This is a genomic window from Phaeobacter sp. A36a-5a, from assembly GCF_037911135.1.
In the GTDB taxonomy this organism is placed as follows: Bacteria; Pseudomonadota; Alphaproteobacteria; order Rhodobacterales; family Rhodobacteraceae; genus Phaeobacter; species Phaeobacter bryozoorum.
Genome location: NZ_JBBLYU010000001.1, coordinates 1228180 through 1250146, shown reverse-complemented (window position 1 = coordinate 1250146; position 21967 = coordinate 1228180). Strand labels below are relative to the sequence as shown.

Annotated in this window: 17 protein-coding genes and 1 tRNA gene; 6 read left to right on the top strand and 12 right to left on the bottom strand. The window is 64.4% G+C overall.

What is annotated here, in order from left to right:
- Positions 1-54: 54 nt before the first annotated feature.
- The 6 genes from WLQ66_RS05895 (at position 55) to WLQ66_RS05870 (ending at position 7894) form a co-directional block, all read left to right on the top strand.
- Positions 55-204, top strand: a complete 150-nt coding sequence (locus tag WLQ66_RS05895; RefSeq protein ID WP_340545428.1) for a hypothetical protein — start codon at positions 55-57, stop codon at positions 202-204.
- Positions 194-1942 carry a hypothetical protein gene (locus WLQ66_RS05890; RefSeq protein ID WP_340545427.1) on the top strand — a complete coding sequence of 583 codons (1749 nt, stop codon included), beginning with the start codon at positions 194-196 and terminating at the stop codon, positions 1940-1942. Before WLQ66_RS05895 ends, WLQ66_RS05890 begins: the two co-directional genes overlap by 11 nt.
- A 24-nt stretch (positions 1943-1966) precedes the next feature.
- The gene (locus WLQ66_RS05885; protein WP_340545426.1) at positions 1967-2974 is read left to right on the top strand and encodes a site-specific tyrosine recombinase XerD; all 1008 of its coding nucleotides are present in this window, start codon (positions 1967-1969) and stop codon (positions 2972-2974) included.
- 95 nt (positions 2975-3069) lie between these two features.
- The gene (locus tag WLQ66_RS05880; RefSeq protein WP_340545425.1) at positions 3070-4380 is read left to right on the top strand and encodes an HlyC/CorC family transporter; all 1311 of its coding nucleotides are present in this window, start codon (positions 3070-3072) and stop codon (positions 4378-4380) included.
- Between the two features lie 188 nt (positions 4381-4568).
- Complete coding sequence (locus tag WLQ66_RS05875; RefSeq protein ID WP_340545424.1) at positions 4569-6986, top strand: GcvT family protein; 2418 nt, start codon at positions 4569-4571, stop codon at positions 6984-6986.
- A 245-nt stretch (positions 6987-7231) separates the two neighbouring features.
- The gene (locus WLQ66_RS05870; RefSeq protein ID WP_340545423.1) at positions 7232-7894 is read left to right on the top strand and encodes a nucleotidyltransferase family protein; all 663 of its coding nucleotides are present in this window, start codon (positions 7232-7234) and stop codon (positions 7892-7894) included.
- A 19-nt stretch (positions 7895-7913) separates the two neighbouring features.
- Here WLQ66_RS05870 and WLQ66_RS05865 read toward each other — a convergent pair whose 3' ends face one another.
- The 12 genes from WLQ66_RS05865 to WLQ66_RS05810 form a co-directional block, all read right to left on the bottom strand.
- Positions 7914-8513, bottom strand: a complete 600-nt coding sequence (locus WLQ66_RS05865; RefSeq protein WP_340545422.1) for a Hint domain-containing protein — start codon at positions 8511-8513, stop codon at positions 7914-7916.
- A 515-nt stretch (positions 8514-9028) separates the two neighbouring features.
- Entirely contained in the window at positions 9029-10465 is a 1437-nt protein-coding gene (gene xylB / locus WLQ66_RS05860) for a xylulokinase (protein WP_340545421.1), read from the bottom strand.
- A 39-nt stretch (positions 10466-10504) separates the two neighbouring features.
- Positions 10505-11809, bottom strand: a complete 1305-nt coding sequence (gene xylA / locus WLQ66_RS05855; RefSeq protein ID WP_340545420.1) for a xylose isomerase — start codon at positions 11807-11809, stop codon at positions 10505-10507.
- Between the two features lie 2 nt (positions 11810-11811).
- On the bottom strand, positions 11812-12876 hold the full coding sequence (locus WLQ66_RS05850; protein WP_340545419.1) for a LacI family DNA-binding transcriptional regulator: 1065 nt from the start codon (positions 12874-12876) through the stop codon (positions 11812-11814).
- Between the two features lie 196 nt (positions 12877-13072).
- A tRNA-Ser gene (locus WLQ66_RS05845) sits at positions 13073-13162 on the bottom strand.
- Positions 13163-13254: 92 nt separating this feature from the next.
- Positions 13255-13986 carry an alanyl-tRNA editing protein gene (locus WLQ66_RS05840; RefSeq protein ID WP_340545418.1) on the bottom strand — a complete coding sequence of 244 codons (732 nt, stop codon included), beginning with the start codon at positions 13984-13986 and terminating at the stop codon, positions 13255-13257.
- A complete protein-coding gene (locus WLQ66_RS05835) occupies positions 13983-16505 on the bottom strand; it encodes a DUF3772 domain-containing protein (RefSeq protein ID WP_340545417.1) in 2523 nt (840 codons plus the stop codon). The genes WLQ66_RS05840 and WLQ66_RS05835 overlap by 4 nt, the downstream gene beginning before the upstream one ends.
- Positions 16502-17536, bottom strand: a complete 1035-nt coding sequence (locus WLQ66_RS05830) for a cysteine synthase A (RefSeq protein ID WP_340545416.1) — start codon at positions 17534-17536, stop codon at positions 16502-16504. Before WLQ66_RS05830 ends, WLQ66_RS05835 begins: the two co-directional genes overlap by 4 nt.
- 90 nt (positions 17537-17626) lie before the next feature.
- A complete protein-coding gene (locus tag WLQ66_RS05825; RefSeq protein WP_340545415.1) occupies positions 17627-18745 on the bottom strand; it encodes an NUDIX domain-containing protein in 1119 nt (372 codons plus the stop codon).
- A 29-nt stretch (positions 18746-18774) separates the two neighbouring features.
- Positions 18775-19215 carry a TrgA family protein gene (locus tag WLQ66_RS05820; protein ID WP_340545414.1) on the bottom strand — a complete coding sequence of 147 codons (441 nt, stop codon included), beginning with the start codon at positions 19213-19215 and terminating at the stop codon, positions 18775-18777.
- Positions 19216-19230: 15 nt separating this feature from the next.
- Positions 19231-20436 (bottom strand): class I SAM-dependent methyltransferase, encoded by a 1206-nt coding sequence (locus tag WLQ66_RS05815; RefSeq protein WP_340545413.1) that lies wholly within the window; start codon positions 20434-20436, stop codon positions 19231-19233.
- 90 nt (positions 20437-20526) lie between these two features.
- On the bottom strand, positions 20527-21966 hold the full coding sequence (locus tag WLQ66_RS05810; protein WP_340545412.1) for a cryptochrome/photolyase family protein: 1440 nt from the start codon (positions 21964-21966) through the stop codon (positions 20527-20529).
- Between the last annotated feature and the right edge of the window lies 1 nt (position 21967).

Here is a 21967-nt window from a genome sequence, read left to right as displayed (position 1 = left end):
AAAAGGCCATATATAACTTGCACAAAAGCCAAAGAAGCAGTCAGCGGGACACCCATGGGGCGATTGATCAAATACCTACTTTATTTAGTTATACTGGCAGCGATCGGATTGGTGATCTATGCCTATGTCGGGCCGTGGTTCGGGGCGGATTTCGACGCCCCCACCTCCGAGGTCCGCAAACCGGTGGTTCTGAATGCCGACTAGAAAACGGCGCGGTGAGTCGGCCCCTGTGCTCTCTCCCTCGGGCAGAGAATGCGAGGCCGCCCCCGCCCTGATCACCCAGCGACTGGCGCAGATCGCGTCCCTGACCCGCCCCCTGACGCTGAGCCTCGGGGTGGCGGTCGGCGTTGGCCTTGCCGCTTCGGCCCCGGCACAATCGCCCGCGACCACGCGCCCCCCCGCACCCGCTGCCACGCCCCCATCAACCACGCCCCCCGCGGCCAAGACGCCGCGACCGGGCAGCCGGGCCGCAAAACCGGATGATCCGCTCGCCGCCATCGACTGGCTGGCCACGCCGGCGCCGGATGCAGGGCTGCCCGGCACCGTTCTGCTGGAACCACCCGTCGCCGGGTCTGCCCGACGCCCCGAGGTCACCGTGACGCCGCTCGCCAGCCTTGTTGCGCCCGTCGGCCTTGTCAAACCCGCCTCCACCGGACTGCCTGTCGACCTGTGGCGCGGCAGCAGCGCCGAGGAGCTGGCCACCCTGCTGGCCGCCGTGCCTGTGCGCAACTCCCCGGCGATGCAGTCGCTGATGTTCACCCTGCTGCTGTCGGAAACCCGCCCGCCTGCCGAGGGCGGCGAGACGCTGCTGCTGGCGCGGCTGGACCGGCTGATGGATCTTGGCGCCCCGGACCCGGCGCAGGCCCTGGCCGAACAGGCAGGCCCCACCCGCAGCACCGCCCGGTTCAAGCGCTGGTTCGACGCCACCCTGCTGACCGGTGACGAGCAGACCGCCTGCCGTGCCCTGCAGGAACAGCCGCATCTGGCGCCCGATTACGCCGCCCGCATCTTCTGCGCCGCCCGGCTCGGCGACTGGCCGACCGCCGCGCTGCTGCTGGAGGCCGCCCATGCGCTTGAACTGGTCGACAGCCGCCAGCTCGACCTTCTGGACCGCTTCCTCAACCCCGATGTGTTCGAGGATGCCGCCCCCCTGCGAGCGCCCAAATCGCCGGATCCGCTGACCTTCCGCCTGTATGAAACCATCGGAGAACGCCGCCCGACCGCCAATCTGCCCCGCGCGTTTGCAGCGGCAGATCTGCGCGATATCGCCGGCTGGAAGGCGCAGCTGGAAGCGGCTGAACGGCTGACCCGCATCGGCGCGCTGAACCCCAATCATCTGCTGGGGCTCTATTCCGAACGCGCCCCCGCGGCGTCCGGCGGCATCTGGGACCGGGTTGCGGCGCTGCAACGCTTTGAAACCGCACTCGAAACCGGCAGCGCCGAGGCCGTCAGCAAGACCCTGCCAAAGGTCTGGCAGGCCATGCGCACCGCTGAGATCGAAACCGCCTTTGCCGATCTTTTTGCCGACCGGCTGGCGCGGATCCCGCTGGAGGGCAGCGCCGCACAGCTGGCCTGGCGCATCCGCCTGCTGGCCCCGACCTATGAAACCGCCTCCCACAGCCTGCCGGATCTGAAGGGCCACGCCGCATTTGTCGCGGCGGTGGCGCAGGGCGTGCCGACGGCCGAGCTGGCACATAGCGGTCTTGAGCAGGCGATCGCCGCCGCCTTTGCCCCCGAAAGTGCTGCCCCCCGCAAGCTTCAGCGCCTGCTGGACAATGGCCAGCTCGGCGAATCGATCCTGCGCGCGATGCAGCTCTTTGCCCAGGGCGCCGAGGGCAATCTCGGCGATCTCACCGATGCGCTGGCAACCTTCCGCGCCGTCGGACTCGAGGATACCGCCCGCCGCGCCGCCTTGCAGCTGCTGCTGCTGAACCGCCGCTAGGCCCGCCGCCATGGCCCCTCCCCGATGAGCAGCCCCGCCCATGCCCCGCAGGATGATCTGCAATGGATCTCCACCTTTCTGGATGCGCAGGCCGCCGATCTCGGTGCGGCGCGCAACACCTTGCTGGCCTATGGCCGCGATCTGAAGGATGTCGCCAGCTGGCTTGCCCATAAAAACCTCGGTTTTGGCAGGGCCTCCCGCGATGATATCGAAGCCTATCTGATCTCCTGCGACGCCGAAGGGCTGGCCCGCGCCACCCGCGCCCGCCGCCTCTCCGCGATCAAGCAGATCTACCGCTTTGCCTTTGACGAAGGCTGGCGCAGCGACAATCCCGCGATCCAGATCAAGGGGCCGGGACGCCAGAAGGCCCTGCCCAAGACCCTTGAGGTGATCGAGGTCGACCGGTTGCTCTATGCCGCCCGCCAGTCTGGCCGCAGCACCGCCGACCGGCTGCGCAACACCTGCCTGATGGAGCTGCTCTATGCCACCGGCATGCGGGTGAGCGAGCTGGTTGGCCTGCCGGTGGCGGCTGCGCGGGGCGATCCGCGCATGTTGCTGGTGCTGGGCAAGGGCGGCAAGGAACGCATGGTGCCGCTGTCGCCGCCGGCCCGCGATGCGCTGGCGGCCTGGCTTACCGCGCGCGACACCGCTGAGGAGGCCGCCGTTGCCAAAGGGGCCGCCCCCTCGCGTTTCCTGTTCCCGTCGCGTGGCAAATCCGGCCATCTGACCCGGCATCGGTTCTATCTGCTGATCAAGGAATTTGCCGTCGTCGGGGGCATCGCGCCCGAAGCGGTGTCGCCCCATACCCTCCGCCACGCCTTTGCCACGCATCTTCTGACCAATGGCGCCGATCTGCGGGCGATCCAGGCACTGCTTGGCCATGCCGATATTGCCACCACCGAGATCTACACCCATGTGCTGGACGCCCGGCTGAGCGAGCTGGTGCTGGACCATCACCCGCTGGCCCGCCCTGCCGGGGCTGCCGATCACCCCGCCCCACCGGGTAAAACCGACCTGTCGGGAACAGAATAGCTCCCGCACGGCGCGAGCGCGCCACCTCCCCCCTTGCGACAGAGCGGTCGGCACCCCATAACCATGGGGATCACAACATTTCTTTCGGGACTCTGATGGACAGCACCACGACCTTTGTCGATTCCACCTTCTGGACCACCGCCGGCGCAATTGTCTTTCTGCTGGTTCTGTCGGGGTTTTTCTCTGGCTCCGAGACCGCATTGACAGCCTCTTCGCGGGGCAAGCTGCGTTCGCAGGCCGACAAGGGCTCCAACGGCGCCAAACGTGCACTGGCGATCACCGAAGACAGCGAACGGCTGATCGGCTCGATCCTCTTGGGCAACAACCTGGTGAATATCCTCGCCACCTCGCTGGCCACCGCGCTGTTCACCCGCGCCTTGGGCGAAAGCGGTGTCGCGCTGGCCACCCTGGTCATGACCCTTCTGGTGCTGATCTTTGCCGAGGTCCTGCCCAAGACCTACGCCATCTCCAATGCCGAGAAAGCCGCCGCCGCCGTTGCCCCTCCGATTGGCATATTGGTCACGCTGCTGGCCCCCGTGGTGGGGGCCGTCCGCCTTCTGGTGCGCGGTGTGCTGCGCCTGTTTGGCGTACGCATCGACCCCAACAGCCACATCATGGCCGTCCGCGAGGAAATCGCCGGCGCCCTGCACCTTGGCCACTCCGAAGGCGTGGTCGAAAAGGAAGACCGCGACCGGATCCTTGGCGCCCTTGATCTCTCCGACCGGTTTGTCGAGGAAATCATGCTGCACCGCTCCAATATCGAGATGATCGACGCCAGCCTTGAGCCACAGAAGATCCTCGAACAATGTCTGACCTCGCCGCACACCCGCCTGCCGGTGTTCAAGGACGAGCCGGAGAACATCATAGGCGTGCTCCATGCCAAGGATCTTCTGCGGGAGATGTACGCCCAGATCGGCGGCCCCGACGGCGATGCCGCCTCGCTGCGCAACTTCAATATCACCAGCGTGACCAAACCGCCCTATTTCGTCCCGGAAACCACCACACTGGATGAACAGATGCGCCAGTTCCTGCGCGCACGCACCCATTTTGCGCTGGTGGTCGATGAATACGGCACCCTGCAGGGCCTGATCACCCTGGAAGACATCCTTGAGGAAATCGTCGGCGAGATCACCGATGAATTCGACCCGGATGAGGAAACCGTGGTGAAGAAAACCAGCGACGGCAACTATCTGGTCGATGGCGCCACCACCATTCGCGATCTCAACCGCGCAACCGATTGGTCGCTGCCCGATGACGAGGCCAACACCATCGCCGGTCTGGTCATTCACGAGGCGCAGACAATCCCCGTCGTGGGGCAGGTCTTTTCCTTCCATAATTTCCGCTTTGAGGTCACCGCCCGCGACGGCAACCGCGTGACGGAGCTGAAAATCCGCCCGCTGCAATAACGCAACCGCGCCCCCGCATCATCAGGCCGCCGCCCCACCGGGTGGCGGCTTTTTTTGATGCAGCGCCCCACGGCTGACGCCCGGTTCGTCCTTGCAGCGCTCAATCCCGACGGCTGATGTCGCGTTTTTGCTGGACTACTAAACACATCTGTCCAGAATAACCGCAAACAGCCAGTGGGGGATGCAAGATGAAGACGACAACACGGGTAGCGGTGATCGGTGGCGGCGTTGTGGGGTGCTCGGTGCTCTATCACCTGACCAAGCTCGGCTGGTCCGATGTCCTGCTGCTGGAACGCTCGGAGCTGACCTCAGGCTCCACCTGGCACGCGGCGGGCGGCTTCCATACGCTGAACGGCGACACCAACATGGCGGCGCTGCAGGGCTACACCATCAAGCTCTACAAGGAGCTGGAGGAGATCACCGGCATGTCCTGCGGGTTGCACCATGTCGGCGGCGTCACCCTCGCGGACAACCAGGAACGCTTCGACATGCTGAAGGCGGAGCGCGCCAAGCACCGGTTCATGGGGCTGGAAACCGAGATCATCTCTCCCGAGGAGATCAAGAAAATCGCCCCGGTCACCAATATCGACGGCATCATCGGCGGTTTGTATGACCCGCTCGATGGCCACCTCGACCCCTCCGGCACCACCCACGCCTATGCCCGCGCCGCGCGCATGGGCGGCGCCACGATTGAAACCCACTGCAAGGTGATCGAGACCAGCCAGCGCCCCGATGGCAGCTGGGATGTGGTCACAGACAAGGGCACAGTGCACGCCGAACATATCGTCAACGCCGGCGGCCTCTGGGCGCGCGAGGTGGGCGCCATGGCCGGCATCTACATGCCCCTGCACCCGATGGAGCATCAATATATCGTCACCGACGAGGTGCCGGAGATCGCCGAAATCATCAACGCAGGGGGCGAGCATCCGCATGTGATGGACCCGGCCGGCGAAAGCTACCTCCGTCAGGAAGGCCGCGGCCTCTGCATCGGCTTCTATGAACAGCCCTGCAAACCCTGGGCCGTCGATGGCACGCCATGGGACTTCGGCCACGAACTGCTGCCCGATGATTTCGACAAGATCGAGGACAGCATCGCCTTCGCCTACAAACGCTTCCCGGCGCTCGAACGCGCAGGCGTCAAATCGGTGATCCACGGCCCCTTCACCTTTGCCCCCGACGGTAACCCGCTGGTCGGCCCGGTGCCGGGGATGCGCAACTACTGGTCCGCCTGCGCCGTCATGGCCGGCTTTAGCCAGGGCGGCGGCGTCGGGTTGATGCTGGCGCAATGGATGGTTGAAGGCGAATGCGAGCGCGATACCTTTGCAATGGACTGCGCCCGCTTCGGCGGCTGGATCACTCCGGGCTATACTCGGCCCAAAGTTATTGAAAACTATCAGAAACGCTTCTCCATCGCCTACCCGAACGAGGAGCTGCCCGCGGCCCGCCCGTTCCGCAGCACCCCGATGTATGACATCTTCGATGGCATGGGCGCGGTCTGGGGCGCGCAATACGGGCTGGAGGTGCCGAACTACTTCGCCACAGGCGACGAGCCGCGCTATGAAACCCCCTCCTTCCGCCGCTCCAACGCGTTCGCGGCCACCGCACGCGAAGTCAAAGCGGTGCGCGAAAACCTCGGCATCAACGAGGTCCACAACTTCGGCAAATACCTGGTCAAAGGCGCCGGCGCCCGCGCCTGGCTCGACCGCATCATGGCCGGCCGGGTGCCACAGCCGGGCCGCCTGTCGCTGACCCCGATGCTGTCGCCCAAGGGTCGCCTGATCGGTGATTTCACCATCTCCTGCCTGTCCGAGGACGAGTTCCAGCTCACCGCCTCTTACGGCGCGCAGGCCTATCATATGCGCTGGTTCCTGCAGAACCTGGACGCGGGCGTTCAGCTGGAAAACATCTCCGACACCCGCACAGGCTTCCAGATCGCAGGCCCCCGCGCGCGCGCGGTCCTGCAAGCCTGCACAAGGCAAGACATCTCGGACATGCGCTTCATGGATGTGCGCCGCCTGAACTTGGGCATGGCCGACTGCATCGTGCAGCGGGTCAGCTATACCGGGGATCTGGGCTATGAAATCTACTGCGACCTGCCCAGCCAGCGCGCCCTGTGGGACGCGCTGTGGACTGCAGGCCAGCCCCACGGCATGAAGCCCTTCGGCATGCGGGCGATGATGTCGCTGCGCCTGGACAAGTTCTTCGGCTCCTGGCTGCGCGAATTCTCTCCCGATTACACGGCGGCGGAAACCGGCTTGGACCGCTTTATCTCCTTCAAGAAACCCGTTGATTTCATTGGCCGCGCCGCGGCTGAGGCCGGACGCGACACACCGCCAGCCCGCCGGCTCTGCGCCTTTGAGGTGGAGGCTGACGACGCAGATGTGACCGCCTATGAGCCGATCTGGCTGGACGGCGCAGTTGTGGGCTTCTGCACCTCCGGCGGCTACTCCCACCACGCGCAGAAATCCATCGCACTCGGCTTTGTCCCCACCGACCGCGCTGAAGAGGGTCTGGCGGTCGAGATCGAGATCCTGGGCAAGATGCACAAGGCCCGACTGATCACCAGGCCGCTGTTTGATGCCGACGGCGCCCGGATGCGCGGCTGACAGCAGCAGGCGGGTCAATATTTCTGACCCGTCTCCCCCACTGTTGCCATGTCGGCGCGCGCCGGGCCGCCGCTTTCGCGCAACAGATGGGTCCTGCCCCGGCCCCAATGTTTCGCACGCGAAACATTATGTCAGCCTCACTGACCTGCCCTGTCACTTTTTCTGGACCCCTCTCCTCTTCTGGCCCTAAATATCCCCGCCGGAGGCTTCCGACAGCGCGGCACCACGCCAGGGAGGCGACAGATATGACCGCCATCGCCATTCTGATCCTCGCTGCCGGCAGCGCCTCGCGGATGCGCGGGCGTGACAAACTGCTGGAGGAGATCGACGGAACACCGCTTCTGGCCCGGATCTGCGGGGCGGCCCTTGGCACCGGGCAGGACACCTATGTCACCTTGCCAGCCGCACCCCACCCAAGAGCCCAGCTGCTCAGCCGCGCCTGCCCCGCTGCAACAGCGCTCTTTGTGCCGGACGCGCAGGAGGGCATGGCCGCCTCCATTCGCTCAGGCATCGCAGGTCTGACCAAGAGCTACGAGACGGTGATGATCCTGCCTGCCGATATGCCGGAGTTGACGCAAGCCGATCTGGCTCAGGTCGCGGGCAGCGCTATGGCGCTGCCAGACCGGATCCTGCGCGCGACCGGGACAGCAACCGGTGCAGCCACAGGCCCAATCACCGGGGCGCAGGAGCGGTTTGGACATCCGGTGGTCTTTCCCCGCCGGTATTTCGCCGCGCTCGGCCAGCTCAGCGGCGATCAGGGCGCCCGCGCGGTTCTAAAGGCTGCACAGGATCAGGGAGAGACCATTCACCCGGTGCCGCTGCCCGAGGCCCATGCGCTCACCGATCTGGACACACCCGAGGCGTGGACGGCCTGGCGCCGCGCGCGCACGACATTCAAAAGCGATTAGGCCACAGGGCTACACAGGGCTAGTGGATGAACCACTGCGCCCCCGCCTTGCACCCCGGCCGTCGGCGCGACTGCTGCGCAGCGGGCGCACCGGGCACCGGCGGCCGTGTCTGCAACTCGGGAAACAGCATCAGCACCTCATCGCGCTGGGCGCGATCCAACCCGCGCTGGGACTGGTCGGCAGGCTGAAAACACTCGATCCACGCCCCGTCGGCACAGACCACCTGATGGTCCTCACAGACAAAATGCAGATAGTCGATGCTGGTGGTCTCTACCGCATCGACCCCGGACAATCCGGTCAGATGTTTGGCCGCGACCAGTATCTCGCGATTCTCGAAATAAAACGCAGTCTTGTCATTGCCGATCAGCACCCGATGGCTCGGGCTGAGCAGCAGATCCCGCTCCGGCATCCCGTTGCCAAGCGACCCTGCCGCGATCAGCACCGGTTGCAGATGTGCCGCCGCCTGCAGGGCGCTGCGATCCAGCCTCCGCCGCCCGATCCAGCGAATGGGCTGCAGACCATTGTCACGGGTCACCACACGGTCCCCGACGCTCAGATCCTCGACAGCGCAGCTCCCCTGAGGGGTCGCAACAGTTGTTCCGGGCGTAAAGCAAGGCACGTCATGATCTCCGTCCCAAAGCCCGACCACCCCGGTCGCACAGCCGTGCAACCGGTCCCTAGCCTGCCTTGGTATTGCAAAGGGGCGCCACACCTCGGGGTACAGCTTTGAAGAGAGCGCCACTCATCCTGTGGCAGCATGGGATTACCCTACGCGGGCAAATCTGCCTAAAAAAGAACAAAATCTTAATCAGCGTGCATCCGCCGGCCCGGCCGACCGATGATCCCCTCCCCAGAGGCCGGGGATTGTTTCCGGTCTGACCGCCGCCACCGCGCGATCCCGCAGGATCTGCCGTCACCGCCGCGAAACAACCGCCGTTTGTCGCCATCCTGCAAACAATGGCAGATCATCAGAGCGCACAGCCGCCCTCTGTCAGATCCATCACGCGAACCGCTGGGCGCAGGGGTTGTCCCACGGCGCGCAACAATGGGGAGAATTTTAGACAACTTGTCGCCACCACGGGCTGATTTACGATTCGCCCGGCCCGTGACGCCGCCTGAGGCGCCGACCAGCGCTCAGATCATGTCGCTGACCCGCTGGCGAAAGGTTGCATAGGCTGCGTCAAAACCATCGCGCAGGGCAGCATCGGGGGTGACCGTGCGCGCGATCTGCGGCGCGGTCAGAACCTCGGCGGGATCCTCACCTGTCACCGCCAGCCGGGCCAGTCGCGCCGCACCAAGCGCGGCGCCGAACTCACCCCCCTGCGGGAGATGCAGCGGCAGGTCCAGCACCGTGGCCAGCAGCTTGACCCAATAGGGTGATCTGCTGCCGCCGCCGATGACCAGACAGCTGTCCAGCTCAGCGCCGGTGCTGCGCAGCGCCGCCAGACAGTCGCGCAGCCCGTAGCAGACACCCTCCATCACCGCACGGGCCATATCCTCGGGCGTGGTCGCGACCGACAGCCCCTGAAACCCACCGCGCAGGCTTGCCGAGTTATGCGGCGTGCGCTCACCGGAGAGATAGGGAAGGAATGTCACCTCGCCGGGGGGGCGCAGCTGATCGCCAAGACCTGCTGTCAGATCCGCAGGGCTGCGTCCGGTGATCCGGCCCAGCCAGTTCAGGCAATCGGTGGCCGAGAGCATCACCCCCATCTGATACCAGCGCTCCGGGATCGCGTGACAGAAGGTATGCACCGCCGTTGCCGGATCCGGGTGGAACCCGTCTCGCGCGGTCAGCACCACACCGGAGGTGCCAAGCGAGACAAACCCCTGCCCCGGTGCCATCACCCCGGTGCCACAGGCCGCAGCGGCATTGTCGCCTGCGCCACCGGCCACGGTCACGTCTTTGCCAAATCCCCAGCGCGCGGCCAGTTCGGGACGCAGGGTACCACCAGGCTCGCAGCCCTCGACCAGATCCGGCATTTGATCGCGCCGCATGCGACCCGCGCGCAGCAGGGGCTCCGACCAGTCCCGCGCGCCCACATCCAGCCAGGAGGTGCCTGCGCTGTCGGACATGTCAGCCACATGGCGCCCGGTCAGATGCAGGTTCAGATAGGCCGCAGGCAGCAGGACCTTGGCCGTATTGGCAAAAATCTCCGGCTCGTGGCGCTGCACCCACAAAAGTTTCGGCGCGGTGAACCCCGGAAAGACGATATTGCCGCTCAGATCGCGGACCTGCGCCGTTGCGTCCAGCTCAGCCGCCTCAGCGGCGGAACGGGTGTCGTTCCACAGGATGCAGGGCCGCAGCACCTGATCTGCGCCGTCCAGCAGCACCGCACCGTGCATATGCCCTGCCACTGCAATGCCGCATATCTGACCATAGCCGGGGGTATCCCGCAGCTGGTCCATCGCGCGATCCAGCGCCGTGATCCAGTCGCCGGGATCCTGTTCCGACCAGCCGGGATGGGGGGTCTGCACGCAGTACTGCGCCTCAGCCGAGGCGACGGGCCTGCCCGCCGCATCGGTCATCAGCGCGCGTAGCCCCGATGTGCCAAGATCAATGCCAAGATACATATCTGTGCCCTCTCCCCATTACGCCGTGGTCCTGCCGCCTCAGACGAAGCGGTTGACCACCGCCTCCAGCTGTTCCTGACGGCCAGAGACCGGCTGCGGATCAAGCGCCCTGGCCTCGGCCTGATCGGCGATGGCCTCCAGCGTTGCGCCCTCGGCCAGATAGGCCTGCGCCTCGGCAGTGGTCCAACCGGCGTAACGGTCGCGGCGCTTGGCCTCGAGGCTATCACTTTCCAGCAAGGCAGCGGCGGCGCGTAGCCCCCGCGCGCAGACGTCCATGGCCCCCACATGGGCCGCGATCAGATCCTCGGCATCCAGCGACTGACGGCGCAGCTTGGCATCGAAATTGGTGCCGCCGCTGGTAAAGCCACCGCCGCGCAGAATTTCATAATAGGCCAGCGCCACCTCCGGCACGTTGTTGGGGAACTGATCGGTGTCCCAGCCGGACTGGTAGTCGTTGCGGTTCATGTCGATGGAGCCAAAGATCCCCAGCGCATTGGCCATGGCGATCTCATGTTCAAAGCTGTGACCGGCGAGGATGGCGTGACCCTGTTCAATGTTCACCTTCACCTCATCCTCAAGACCAAAGCGTTTGAGGAAGCCGTAAACGGTGGCCACGTCGTAGTCATATTGGTGTTTGGTCGGCTCCTGCGGCTTTGGCTCGATCAGGATCGCGCCTTTGAAGCCGATCTTGTGTTTGTAATCGACCACCATCGACAGGAAGCGGCCCATCTGCTCCAGCTCACGCGACAGATCGGTGTTGAGCAGGGTTTCATAGCCCTCGCGTCCGCCCCAAAGGACATAGTTCTCGCCGTTCAGACGATGGGTCAGATCCATGCAGGCGCGCACGGTGGAGGCGCAATAGGCAAAGACATCCGGGTCGGGATTGGTGCTGGCGCCGGCCATGTAGCGGCGGTTGGAGAACATATTGGCCGTCCCCCACAGAAGTTTCGGACCGCCATCTGCCATTTTCTGTTCCAGCACATCGCCCACCTGGTTCAGGCGTTTGTGGCTTTCGGCGAGGCTTGCGCCTTCTGGCCGGATATCGTGGTCGTGGAAACAGTAGTACGGCACGCCGAGGATGCGGAACATGTCAAAGGCGGCCTCCGCCTTCATGCGCGCCAGATCCATGGTATCGGCGGGGAACCACGGCCGATCAAAGGTCTGCCCGCCAAAGGGGTCGTTCCCCTCCCAAACAAAGTTGTGCCAGTAGCAGACGGCAAAGCGCAGGTGATCCTCCATCCGTTTGCCCATGATCATTTCATCGGGGTTGTAGTGGCGATAGGCCAGCCCGTCGCCATCTGGATTGTAGGTGATTGCTGCGATGTCGTCGAAATAGCCAGCCATGGTCAGGCCCTCTCTTCTGGCCCGACCGCAGGCTGCGGGGGCATGTTGTGTTTGAAATGGACGGCGGGAATGATCTGCGCGGTCAGCGGGTCGAACGGCAGCCCGTCGCTGAGCGCGACAAGGGCCGCTAGGGCGGCGGTGATTTCCTGCGCCGGTTTCTGGTCGATCACCGCATCAATAAGGCCCTGCGCCACGGCATCGCGGGTCGCGGCGCAGAGTTCGTGGCTGATCACCACCGGAGGGTGCGGCCGTGCCGTCGCCGACAGGGCCGCGACCAGCCCCGGAATGCCGGCACCCAGATTGTAGACCCCGGTAATGTCGGGGTTTGCATCAAGCGCGCGGCGCAGCGCCTGTTCCAGCACATCGGGGTCGTCGCCGGTCTCCAGCGGTGGCAGCACCGGCAGACCGGGCGAGACCACATCGCAGAACCCGGCGTAGCGGTCGGCATGATCGCGGGCGCTGAGACTGCCGGTGATGGGAAGGATCCGGCCCCGCCCTTCGGAGGCCGCTCCGCGATGGGCCAACACCATCAGGTCGCCTGCGGTGCGACCTGCAGTCCGGTTGTCGATCCCCACATAGGCATCCCGCGTGGTTTCCGGGCTGTCGGCGACCAGTGTGACCACGGCAACACCCCTGGCCCGCAGGCTGGTCAGCGCGGCCTCAACCTGCGGATCCTCCACCGCCACAAGGCAGAGACCGTCGTAATCCTCGGCGGCGCAGTTTTCGATCGCCCGCACCAGCGCCGCCGCATCGAAGGCAGGCACATGGGTGATGGTGATCTGCTGGCGCGCCTGCGCGCGGCGGGTCTGTTCGCTTTGGACATGCTCATGCAGCCGGGCAAAGAAGCCCTCGCCCGCCATCGGCAGCAGAAAGGCAAACCGGTAGCGGCGACGGCGTGACAGATTGGCGGCGGTGATATCGCGCTGATAGCCCAGCTCGGCAATGGCGGCGCGCACCCGGTCCTGCGATTTTTTCGCCACCCCGCCGCGATTGTTCAGCACCCGGTCCGCCGTGGCGTAGCTGACCCCGGCCGCAGCAGCGACATCATGTAGGGTTGGTTTTCCCATCCTTGCAGCCCATCTGTTTCCGGCAGTTTTGACAGACGTATATCATTTTCTGATAGACGTCTATCATTTTGTCGATCAAGCCGCGGTCGCCACGATCTGACAGGAGGCTGATGGATCACGGGGGGCAAGGTCTGAAACGCAAAAAGCCACCACATGCTGTGGCGGCTGTCATAAAACCATCTTGGTCTAGATGTTATGGCGGAGAGACAGGGATTCGAACCCTGGAGACGGTTCCCCGCCTACACACTTTCCAGGCGTGCGCCTTCGACCACTCGGCCACCTCTCCGTTGGGCGGACTATTGACGGATCACGGAAGCAATTGCAAGAGCGAAAACAGCAAAAAATTCACTCTTGCAGAAACTTATTTGCAGCCCGCGCTCAAGCCCCCAGATGCAGGTAGACACGGCGGTTCTGCTTGCCCTTTTTTTCAACCTTTCCAAGGCGGATAGGACCAATTTCAGCGGTGCTGCGCACATGGGTGCCGCCGCAGGGTTGCAGGTCGATCTGCTCCTGCGTCGTACCGATCCGCACCAGCCGAATGCGGCCATTGCCACGGGGCGGCGCCACCGACATGGTTTTCACCAGATCGGGGTTTGCATCCAGCTCCTCTTCGGTGATCCAGCGTTCGCTGACCTCCAGATCGCGGCTGATGAGGGCGTTAAGCGCATCCTCCAGCGCCTGTTTGTCCTCCGGCGCCTCGGGCATGTCAAAATCAAGCCGCCCCTTGTCGGCGCCGATGGAACCGCCGGAGACCGGCAGGGGAATCACCACCGAGAGGAGGTGCAGCGCGGTATGGATGCGCATATGGCCAAGGCGGCGGTCCCAGTCGAGGGTCTGCGTCACCTCCTGCCCGACGCTGGGCAGCGGCTGGTCAGGTTCCGGCAGCAGGACAATGGCGCCCGCCTCCCCCTTTACCGTATTGGTGATGGTCAGGCGGTGCGCCCCTGCCCCATCGGACCAGCTGAGATGACCGGTATCGCCCGGTTGCCCGCCCCCGGTTGCGTAAAAGACGGACTGGTTCAGCACCAGCCCGCCTTCGTTTGTGTGGTCAATGATCTGCGCCGGGGCCTGTTGTGCATAGGCATCCGTCAGGAACAATTGGTCGGTCATCGATCGCCGTCTCCGTCTTCATCGCCGCTGTCGGCTGCATCGTCCCGGTTGGAGAGGTCCTCCAGATCCGGGGTTTCGGGGCGTTTGCTGGCGGGCGCCGCTGCCGCAGCCGGTGATGGCCGGGCCGCGCTGTCCTGAACAGATCCGGGGCCAGAGTCGGGCGCAGCTTCAGGCGCCGCGGCCGCCGCCGCCGCCCCGGCCAGCGCCTCGGGGTTGCGGATCCAGATATCGCGCTGGGCGAAGGGGATCTCGATCCCGGCCTCGTCGAAGCGGCGGGCGATGTCGTAGTTCATGTCGGATTTCACCGACAGGACCCAGTTCACATCGCGCAGGATCGCGCGGATCTCAAAGTTGAGACTGTCCGCCCCAAAGCCCTGAAACACCACCGATGGCGGCGGGTTCATCAACACCATCGGATGTGCCTTGGCGACCTCGATCAGGATGGCCTCGACCTTGCGCGGGTCGGTGCCGTAGCTGACCCCGACAGGCACGATCACCCGGCCCACGGTATTGCCGCGGGTGTAATTGGTGACGGTGCCGGTGATCAGATCCGAGTTCGGAACAATCACATCGGTGCGGTCGAAGGTCTCGATCCGGGTGGAGCGCACGGAGATATCGCGCACATAGCCCATCAGGCCGCCAACCTCGATCCAGTCGCCCTTGGACACCGGGCGCTCGACCAGAAGGATGATGCCGGAGACAAAGTTCGACACGATGGTTTGCAGACCAAAGCCGATGCCCACAGAGAGCGCACCGGCGACAATGGCGAGCGAGGACAGATCCAGACCAGCCATCGAAATCGCCACCAGAGCGGCCAGGAAAATCCCGACATAGCCCATGCCGGAGACGATGGCATTCTGGCCGCCGACATCAATGCGGGTCTTGGGCAGCAGCGCGTTGCGCAGGCTGCCCTGCACCAGCCGGGTCAGACCGTAGCCGACGGCAAAGATGGTCACAAAGGTCAGAAAGGCGGTGGGCGAAATACGGGTGTCGCCAATCTGGAAGCCCTCGAGGAAGTTCGACCACAGCTCCGTCAGATCCGCAACCCGCGCGCCCCAGATCAGCGCCAGCATCGGCAGCGCCACCAGCGCCAGTGCAAAGCCGATCAGCGCCGTGAAGAGCGAGTCGCGGGCGGCGCTACCCTTGCCGGTGACAAAGCCGTAGAGATCGGCAAAGAACCGTTGCAGGACAAACAAGCCCGCCAGCATCGCCAGCGTCAGCATGGCCGGGTAGATCACCGCCTCGGCCGCGTTGAGATAGCCCACCGCAGCCAGCAGCGGCCCGGCAAAGCCGAGAAGGTAGATCGCCCGGCGCACCACCGCGATGATGCGATTGGCCCCGGCGGCGATGGCGCCTTCCTCGGGCTCCTCCTCGCTCTGTGCCTGACGCTGCTTGGCCCCGATGCGGTGCAGACGCAGCAGGATCAGCGCAGCACAGCTGATCAGCGGAAAGGCATAGACCGCGGAACTGCTGTCCGGGATGTTCTGGATCCGCTCGATGGTGGCAAAAACATCCTGCAGCACCAGGATCACCGCCATCATGTCGATCAGAAAGCGGGTCTCGGCCTGATTGCCCTCCTGTACGGGCAGCAGATCATTCTCGATCTGATTGGTATAGAGCTGCTCGCCCAGCCAGTGGAACGACAGCATGATAAAGGCCCAGGCCGGCACGGATTCGAGGAAGATGCTGCCGCGCACCCCAAGAATGCCCGAAAGATCGACCGCTGCGACCAGAAAGATGACACCGATCAGCGGCAGCAGCACCTGTAGCAGCGAGACGACAAAGGTCCAGACGCCGGTGCCCCGCGCGCCGTAGCGCCGCAGGTAATCACCCGCCAGATGCGCCCATGGGCGCCCGCGCAGGATCAGCAGCATACCGATCAGCACCAGCACAAGAATGCCCACCAGATCGCCGCTGATGCGTTCGCTGGTGGTGTCATTGCGCAGCTGCGACAGGGTTTCATTGCCCACGGCGCGGCTGGCGTGGACCAGATCCCGCAGCGCGCCGGGCCAATGTTCGGGGTTGAGCGGCGAGGTGCCGCGTTCAAACAGTCGTTTGGTCAGCCGTTCGCGGACGATCTTGTCGATCTCGTTGATCAGGCCGTCGGCGCGGCTGTAGGCCTCTTCGGCGACGATGCGCGGCACCCGCAGCTCATTGAGCTGCTGGGTCAGCGCGTCGCGCAGCTGGGCGATGTCTTCGGGCTCTTCCTCGCCCTCGCCCGGTGGGGCGCCAAGCGCGTCCAGCTGGCCCTGAAGGGTCTGGATACGCTCGCCGTTTTCCCCACGCTTGGTCTGGAAGGTCTGCCGGAATTCGGCCAGCTCGCTGCGCAGCTGTTCCAAGGCGATATTGGAGGCGCGGCTGGCATCAATGACGTTTTCGGCCCGGTTCGCGGTGCGCAGCCAATCCTCGTAATAGGATTTCGAACGCGCATCGAGCTGGGCCAGAGCGGGAAAGGCCAGGCTGATCAGAAGAACCAGCCCGGCCAGACATTTCACAAAACCACGCATGAGGGCGATCATACGTCCTCGAACACGCCGGGGATAGAGGCCGGGGTGTGAGTCATCCAATCCGGCACCGGCAGGTTCTTTTCACGCAGGAAGTCGGGGTTGAACAGTTTCGACTGGTAGCGCGTCCCATAGTCACAGAGCACGGTGACGATGGTCTTGCCCGGTCCCATGTCCTTGGCCATGCGCACGGCACCGGCGATATTGATCGCCGAGGAGCCGCCCAGCACCAGACCCTCTTCGTGCAGGAGGTCGAAGACATAGGGCAGCGCGTCGCGGTCCTCGATCTGGTAGCAGAAATCCGGTTTGAACCCTTCAAGGTTCTTGGTGATGCGCACCTGGCCGATGCCTTCTGCGATGGAGCCGCCTTCGGTCACGATTTCACCGGTGGTGTAGTAGGAATAAAGCGCCGCGCCCATCGGATCGGCAAGGCCGATTTTCACGCCCTTGGGCTGGAGCACATCGGCCACACCTGCCAGCGTGCCGCCAGAACCGACCGCGCAGACAAAGCCGTCCACCTTGCCGTCGGTCTGCTCCCAGATCTCGGGTGCGGTGGTTTCGATATGGGCCTGCCGGTTGGCGACATTGTCGAACTGATTGGCCCAGATCGCGCCATTGGGTTCGGTCTTGGCCAGTTCCTTGGCCAGACGTTCCGAATAGCGGACAAAGTTGTTGGGATTGCGATAAGGCGCTGCGGGGACCTGCACCAGCTGGGCGCCGGCCAGTCGCAACATGTCCTTTTTCTCTTCGGACTGGGTTTCGGGGATCACGATCACCGTTTTGAAGCCCATCGACGCGCCAACCAGCGCCAGGCCGATCCCGGTGTTACCGGCAGTGCCCTCAACGATGGTGCCGCCCGGCTTCAGATCACCGCGCGCGATGGCGTCCTTGATGATATAAAGTGCGGCGCGGTCCTTGACCGACTGGCCGGGGTTCATGAACTCGGCCTTTCCCAGAATCTCACATCCGGTTTCATCGCTGACGCGGTTCAGGCGGATCAGAGGCGTGTGGCCGATCGCGTCGGCCAGATCATGTGCAATGCGCATGGTATCCCTTTCGATCATTCCAGTTGAGGTGTAGCCAAGGCATTGGACAACCACAAGCCGAGATAGCGGCGCGCCGCGCGGTTGGCGGGGTCAGCCCTGCCGCAAGCGCTCACGATGGCGTGACAGCCAGAGGGCGGCGGTGACCAGTGGCATGTCCTGATAGGTCTGGTCATCTACGCCCTGTATCAGCGCCTCATAGGGCAGGATCTGGCTGCGGATATCTTCGCCCTCGCTCTCCAGTCCGCCGCCGCCGGCGATCTCATCAAAGTCGCAGAGACCCACAAAAATATGCAGAAATTCGCCTGAGGCGCCGCTGGAGGGGTAGACCTGGGCGACGGTTTCCAGCTGGTCGATGGTCAGCCCCGCCTCCTCCATCGCCTCGCGGCGGGCGGCCTGTTCGGGGGTTTCGCCGGGGTCGATCAGCCCGGCCACCGGCTCCCACATCCAGGGGCGCTGGTTGCCGGCGATATAGGTGGCGGCGCGGAACTGTTCGATCAGCAAAACCGCGTCGCGGCGGCGATCATAGGGCAGCACCACCGCCGCCTGCCCCACCAGCGCGACGCCCCGGTTGATCACCGGGCTGAGGCTGCCGTCATAGCGGCGGAATTGCAGGTCCATCTCCTCCATCGCGAAGAAGTTGAGATAGGCGCGTTTATGCTGGTGGACGACGACATCGCGGGTCAGATCGTGATCGGGATCGCCGGGGCGGTTCTGCGCCGCGAGCCAGGCGGCGGCGCGGATGCGGATCGGGCGGAATCGCTCGGCCACCTCGGCGGCGGTCAGGCGACCGCGATAGGCCATGACCTCCTCTGCCGCGCGCAGCGACAAGGCGCCCCATTTCTGCTGCCAGTCGCCCAGATCCCAGGCCGCCCCGGTCTGCCACAGGCCCGGCTCCGGGAAATAGACCTCCGCCGGGGCGCTACCGCCTGCGTCCAGCGCGACCGTGACAGGGCGCAGCGTATAGTCGAACCCGCCTTCGTAGAAATTCAGCGCCGCCATATCGTCCGGGGTCAGACCGCGCAGCAGCAGCCCAGGTGCGCGGTGGCCAACGCGGGCCTCTATCGCCGGGAAAGGCTGATCCACCACCGCAAAGGCACCGTGATCGGGCAGATGTGCAGGGGTGACATCCAGCGCGGCACCGGACCGCCCCAACACCAGTTCAAGCAGCGGCATATGGCGCAGCGTGCCATAGACAAAAAGATCAACCACGGTCTGTATCCTGTTGGAATTCTGTTATCTCAGCGCCAGCGTCTTGCGGCATTCTCGGTCACCAGACCGCTGAAGATGCCGCCGATCACCAGCGCCAGCAACACATGTGGCACCGCCATCACGAAAAAGAAATCCAAACCGATGACAAAAATCGCCGAAAGCGCCTCAAACGGGCCGTCGTAACGGTTGCGCATGGCGAGGCGAAACATTTCCCAGGCGCCTTGCAGGAACAGCCCCCAGAGCACCAGCAGCGCCACACCGGTAACGCCGTTGTTGATCGCATTGACCACGCCGCGGCCGACATGGCGGCCGACCCAGACCCAGCCGATCAGCGCGCCAAGCGCGGCGTTGAGCGGCACGAAATAGCCGAAATCGGTGCCCTCGGGCATCAGTGGCATGATCAGGAAAGAGGCGGCAATAGCGACAAGCGCCATGCTGACGGCGGCGATAAGGCGGGCGGCTGTGGGCATGATCCGGGCTTTCGTTCAGCGGTGAGCCAGCGTGATCTGGGTCACGTCGCAGGTTTCCGCCTTGAACGCGGCGGCGCAGGAGGTGAGATAGAAACTCCACATCTTTTTGAACCGATCATCAAATCCCATGGCCGCAATCTCGTCCCAGCGACTGTTAAAGGTGGTGTGCCAACGCCGCAGCGTCTGATCGTAGCTATCACCGAATTCGAGCGATTTCATGACCTTTAACCCGGCATTTTCAACCTGCTGGCGCAAGATCCCCGGCGCAGGGAGCATCCCGCCGGGAAAGATGTGTTTCTGGATGAAATCAACGCCGCGTTTGTAGACCGTCCAGCGCCGGTCGGCGACGGTGATGATCTGCAAGGTGGCCTGACCGCCGGGGCGCAGCCGGTCGTGGATCATCCTGAAATAGGCGGGCCAGTATTTTTCGCCCACCGCCTCGAACATCTCGATAGAGGCAATGCCATCGAAGGTGCCTTCGCAGTCGCGGTAATCCTGCATCCTGAGCTCGACCCGGTCGGAAAGCCCCGCCTTTTCAATGCGCTCGCGGGCGTATTTCAACTGTTCGGCACTGATGGTGAGGCCCGTGACCCGCAGGCCGCGTTCGCGGGCTGCATATTCGGCAAACCCGCCCCAGCCGCAGCCGACCTCCAGCACGTGATCGCCGGGCTGCACGCCCATCTGGTCGACCATGGAGGCATATTTGGCGGTCTGCGCTGCCTCCAAGCTTTCCTGCCCGGTTTTGAACAGGGCGCTGGAATAGGTCATCGTGTCATCAAGCCACAGCCCGTAGAAGGCGTTGCCGAGGTCATAGTGATAGGAGATATTCGCCTTGGCCTGCGCGCGGTGATTGCGTTGCAGCCAGAAGCGGAACTGCTCATAGGCGCGGATCAGCCCGCGTCCCGGAAAGCCATCATAGACGGTTTCAGACCCCAGATGTACCAGATCCATGAAGGCCTGAAGATCGGATGTGCTCCACCAGCCATCAAGATAGGCATCGGAGAACCCCAGATCCCCCTCGCGGATCAGCCGGGCGAAACAATCGGGGTTGTGAATGCGCAGATCGGCCACCGGACCGGGGCGGTCGCCAGTGACACGGAACACCCGGCCGTCCGGCAGATGGATGTCCAGCTGCCCCACCTCCAGCGCCTGCAACTGGTCAAAGATCGCCGCGAAATAGCGCGGCAGATTGGCCTGTCCTTCGGTCTGTGTGAGCGCCATTCTCTCCTCCCCTAGACGGGTCCGGTGGGTTCACGGCCCCTGTCCAGAGAAAAGGCTAGGCCAAATCAGGCGCTTCTGGCAAGGGATCTGTCAGTCCTCGGGCAGCTCGCGCTGGCCGTAGACCTCAAGCGCGCGGGCGCGACCCTCTTTAAGATCAACGAAGGGGCTGGCGCGTCTGTCCTGCGGCGACAGCTCCCAGGACAGGGGTGTCGCGCGGTAGAAATCCAGCGCCGTCTGCGTCGGGCTGTCCTGACCTTCGGCGATCCACGCGGATTGGTAGCTGCCCTTGGGGTCGAATTTCTCCAGCTGGCCGTCGGGGTTGAATATCCGAAAAAACGGCGAGGCATCGGGGCCGGAGCCGGCCACCCACTGCCAGCCCATGGCGTTGGAGGCCGGATCCCAGTCCACCAGACACTCCTCGAACCATTTCTGACCGATGCGCCAGTGGGTGAGCATATGTTTGGTCAGGAAACTGGCCACGATCATCCGGGCGCGATTGTGCATCTTGCCGGTCACATAGAGTTCGCGCATGGCGGCATCGACGAAATTGTAACCGGTCTGACCACGCCGCCAGGCCTCGACCCGGTCGTCGTCCTGCTCGGACCAGCGGAAGCTCTCCCATTCGGGGCGCCAGTTGCGGGTCAGGATATGCGGAGTGTGGAACATCAGGTGGTAGGCGAATTCGCGCCAGACGATTTCCTTGAGAAAATGCTCAGCGCCGGATTTGCCTGCGCGACGTGCCTCCAGCCCGTGATGCCACATGCGGCGCGGGCTGATTTCTCCCCAGGCGAGGTTTTCAGACAGGCCGGATGTGGCATCCACCGCGGGAAAGTCTCGGTCCTGTTTGTAGTCGGCCACGCGGGAGTCGAGGAATTCCGCCAGCCGCTCCTGCGCGGCATCTTCCCCGACCCGGCAATATTGCGCCACGATGTCAGCGCCGCGCCGCATATCAGCGGCGAGTTTCCAGCTGTCCAGATCATCAGAGGCGGGCCATTGCTCCGGCGCGGGTATTCGGGATGGGGCGGCGATCAGATCCGCGACATCGCGGTCGCGCACGGATTTCCAGTAGGGCGAATAGACCCGGTACATGCCGCCGGTCTTGGTCTCGACGGTCCAGGGTTCAAACAGCAGATGACCACCAAAAGACTGCGCCGCAACGCCCTGCCCATTCAGCTGTTCCTTGATGGTGGTGTCGCGGGCGATGGCGTCGGGATCATAGGCGCGGCTCCAGTGCACCGCCCCTGCCCCGGTCTCCGCGATCACCTGCGCCAGCACCTCGGCTGCCGGACCACGCCGCAGGATCAGGCGGCTGCCGCGCTGCTCCAGCACCTTGGCCAGATGGGCAAGCCCCAGCCCCAGCCGGAACTTTGGCGCAGCGCCCAGATGTTCATCCAGCGTGTCAAAGACAAAGAGCGGGATCACCGGGGTGCCCCGGGCGACGGCCGCCTCAAGGGCGGGGTTGTCGGCGAGCCGCAGGTCTCGGCGCAGCCACCAGATCACCGGCGCCTGTCGCGGGGTATGGTCAGTCATG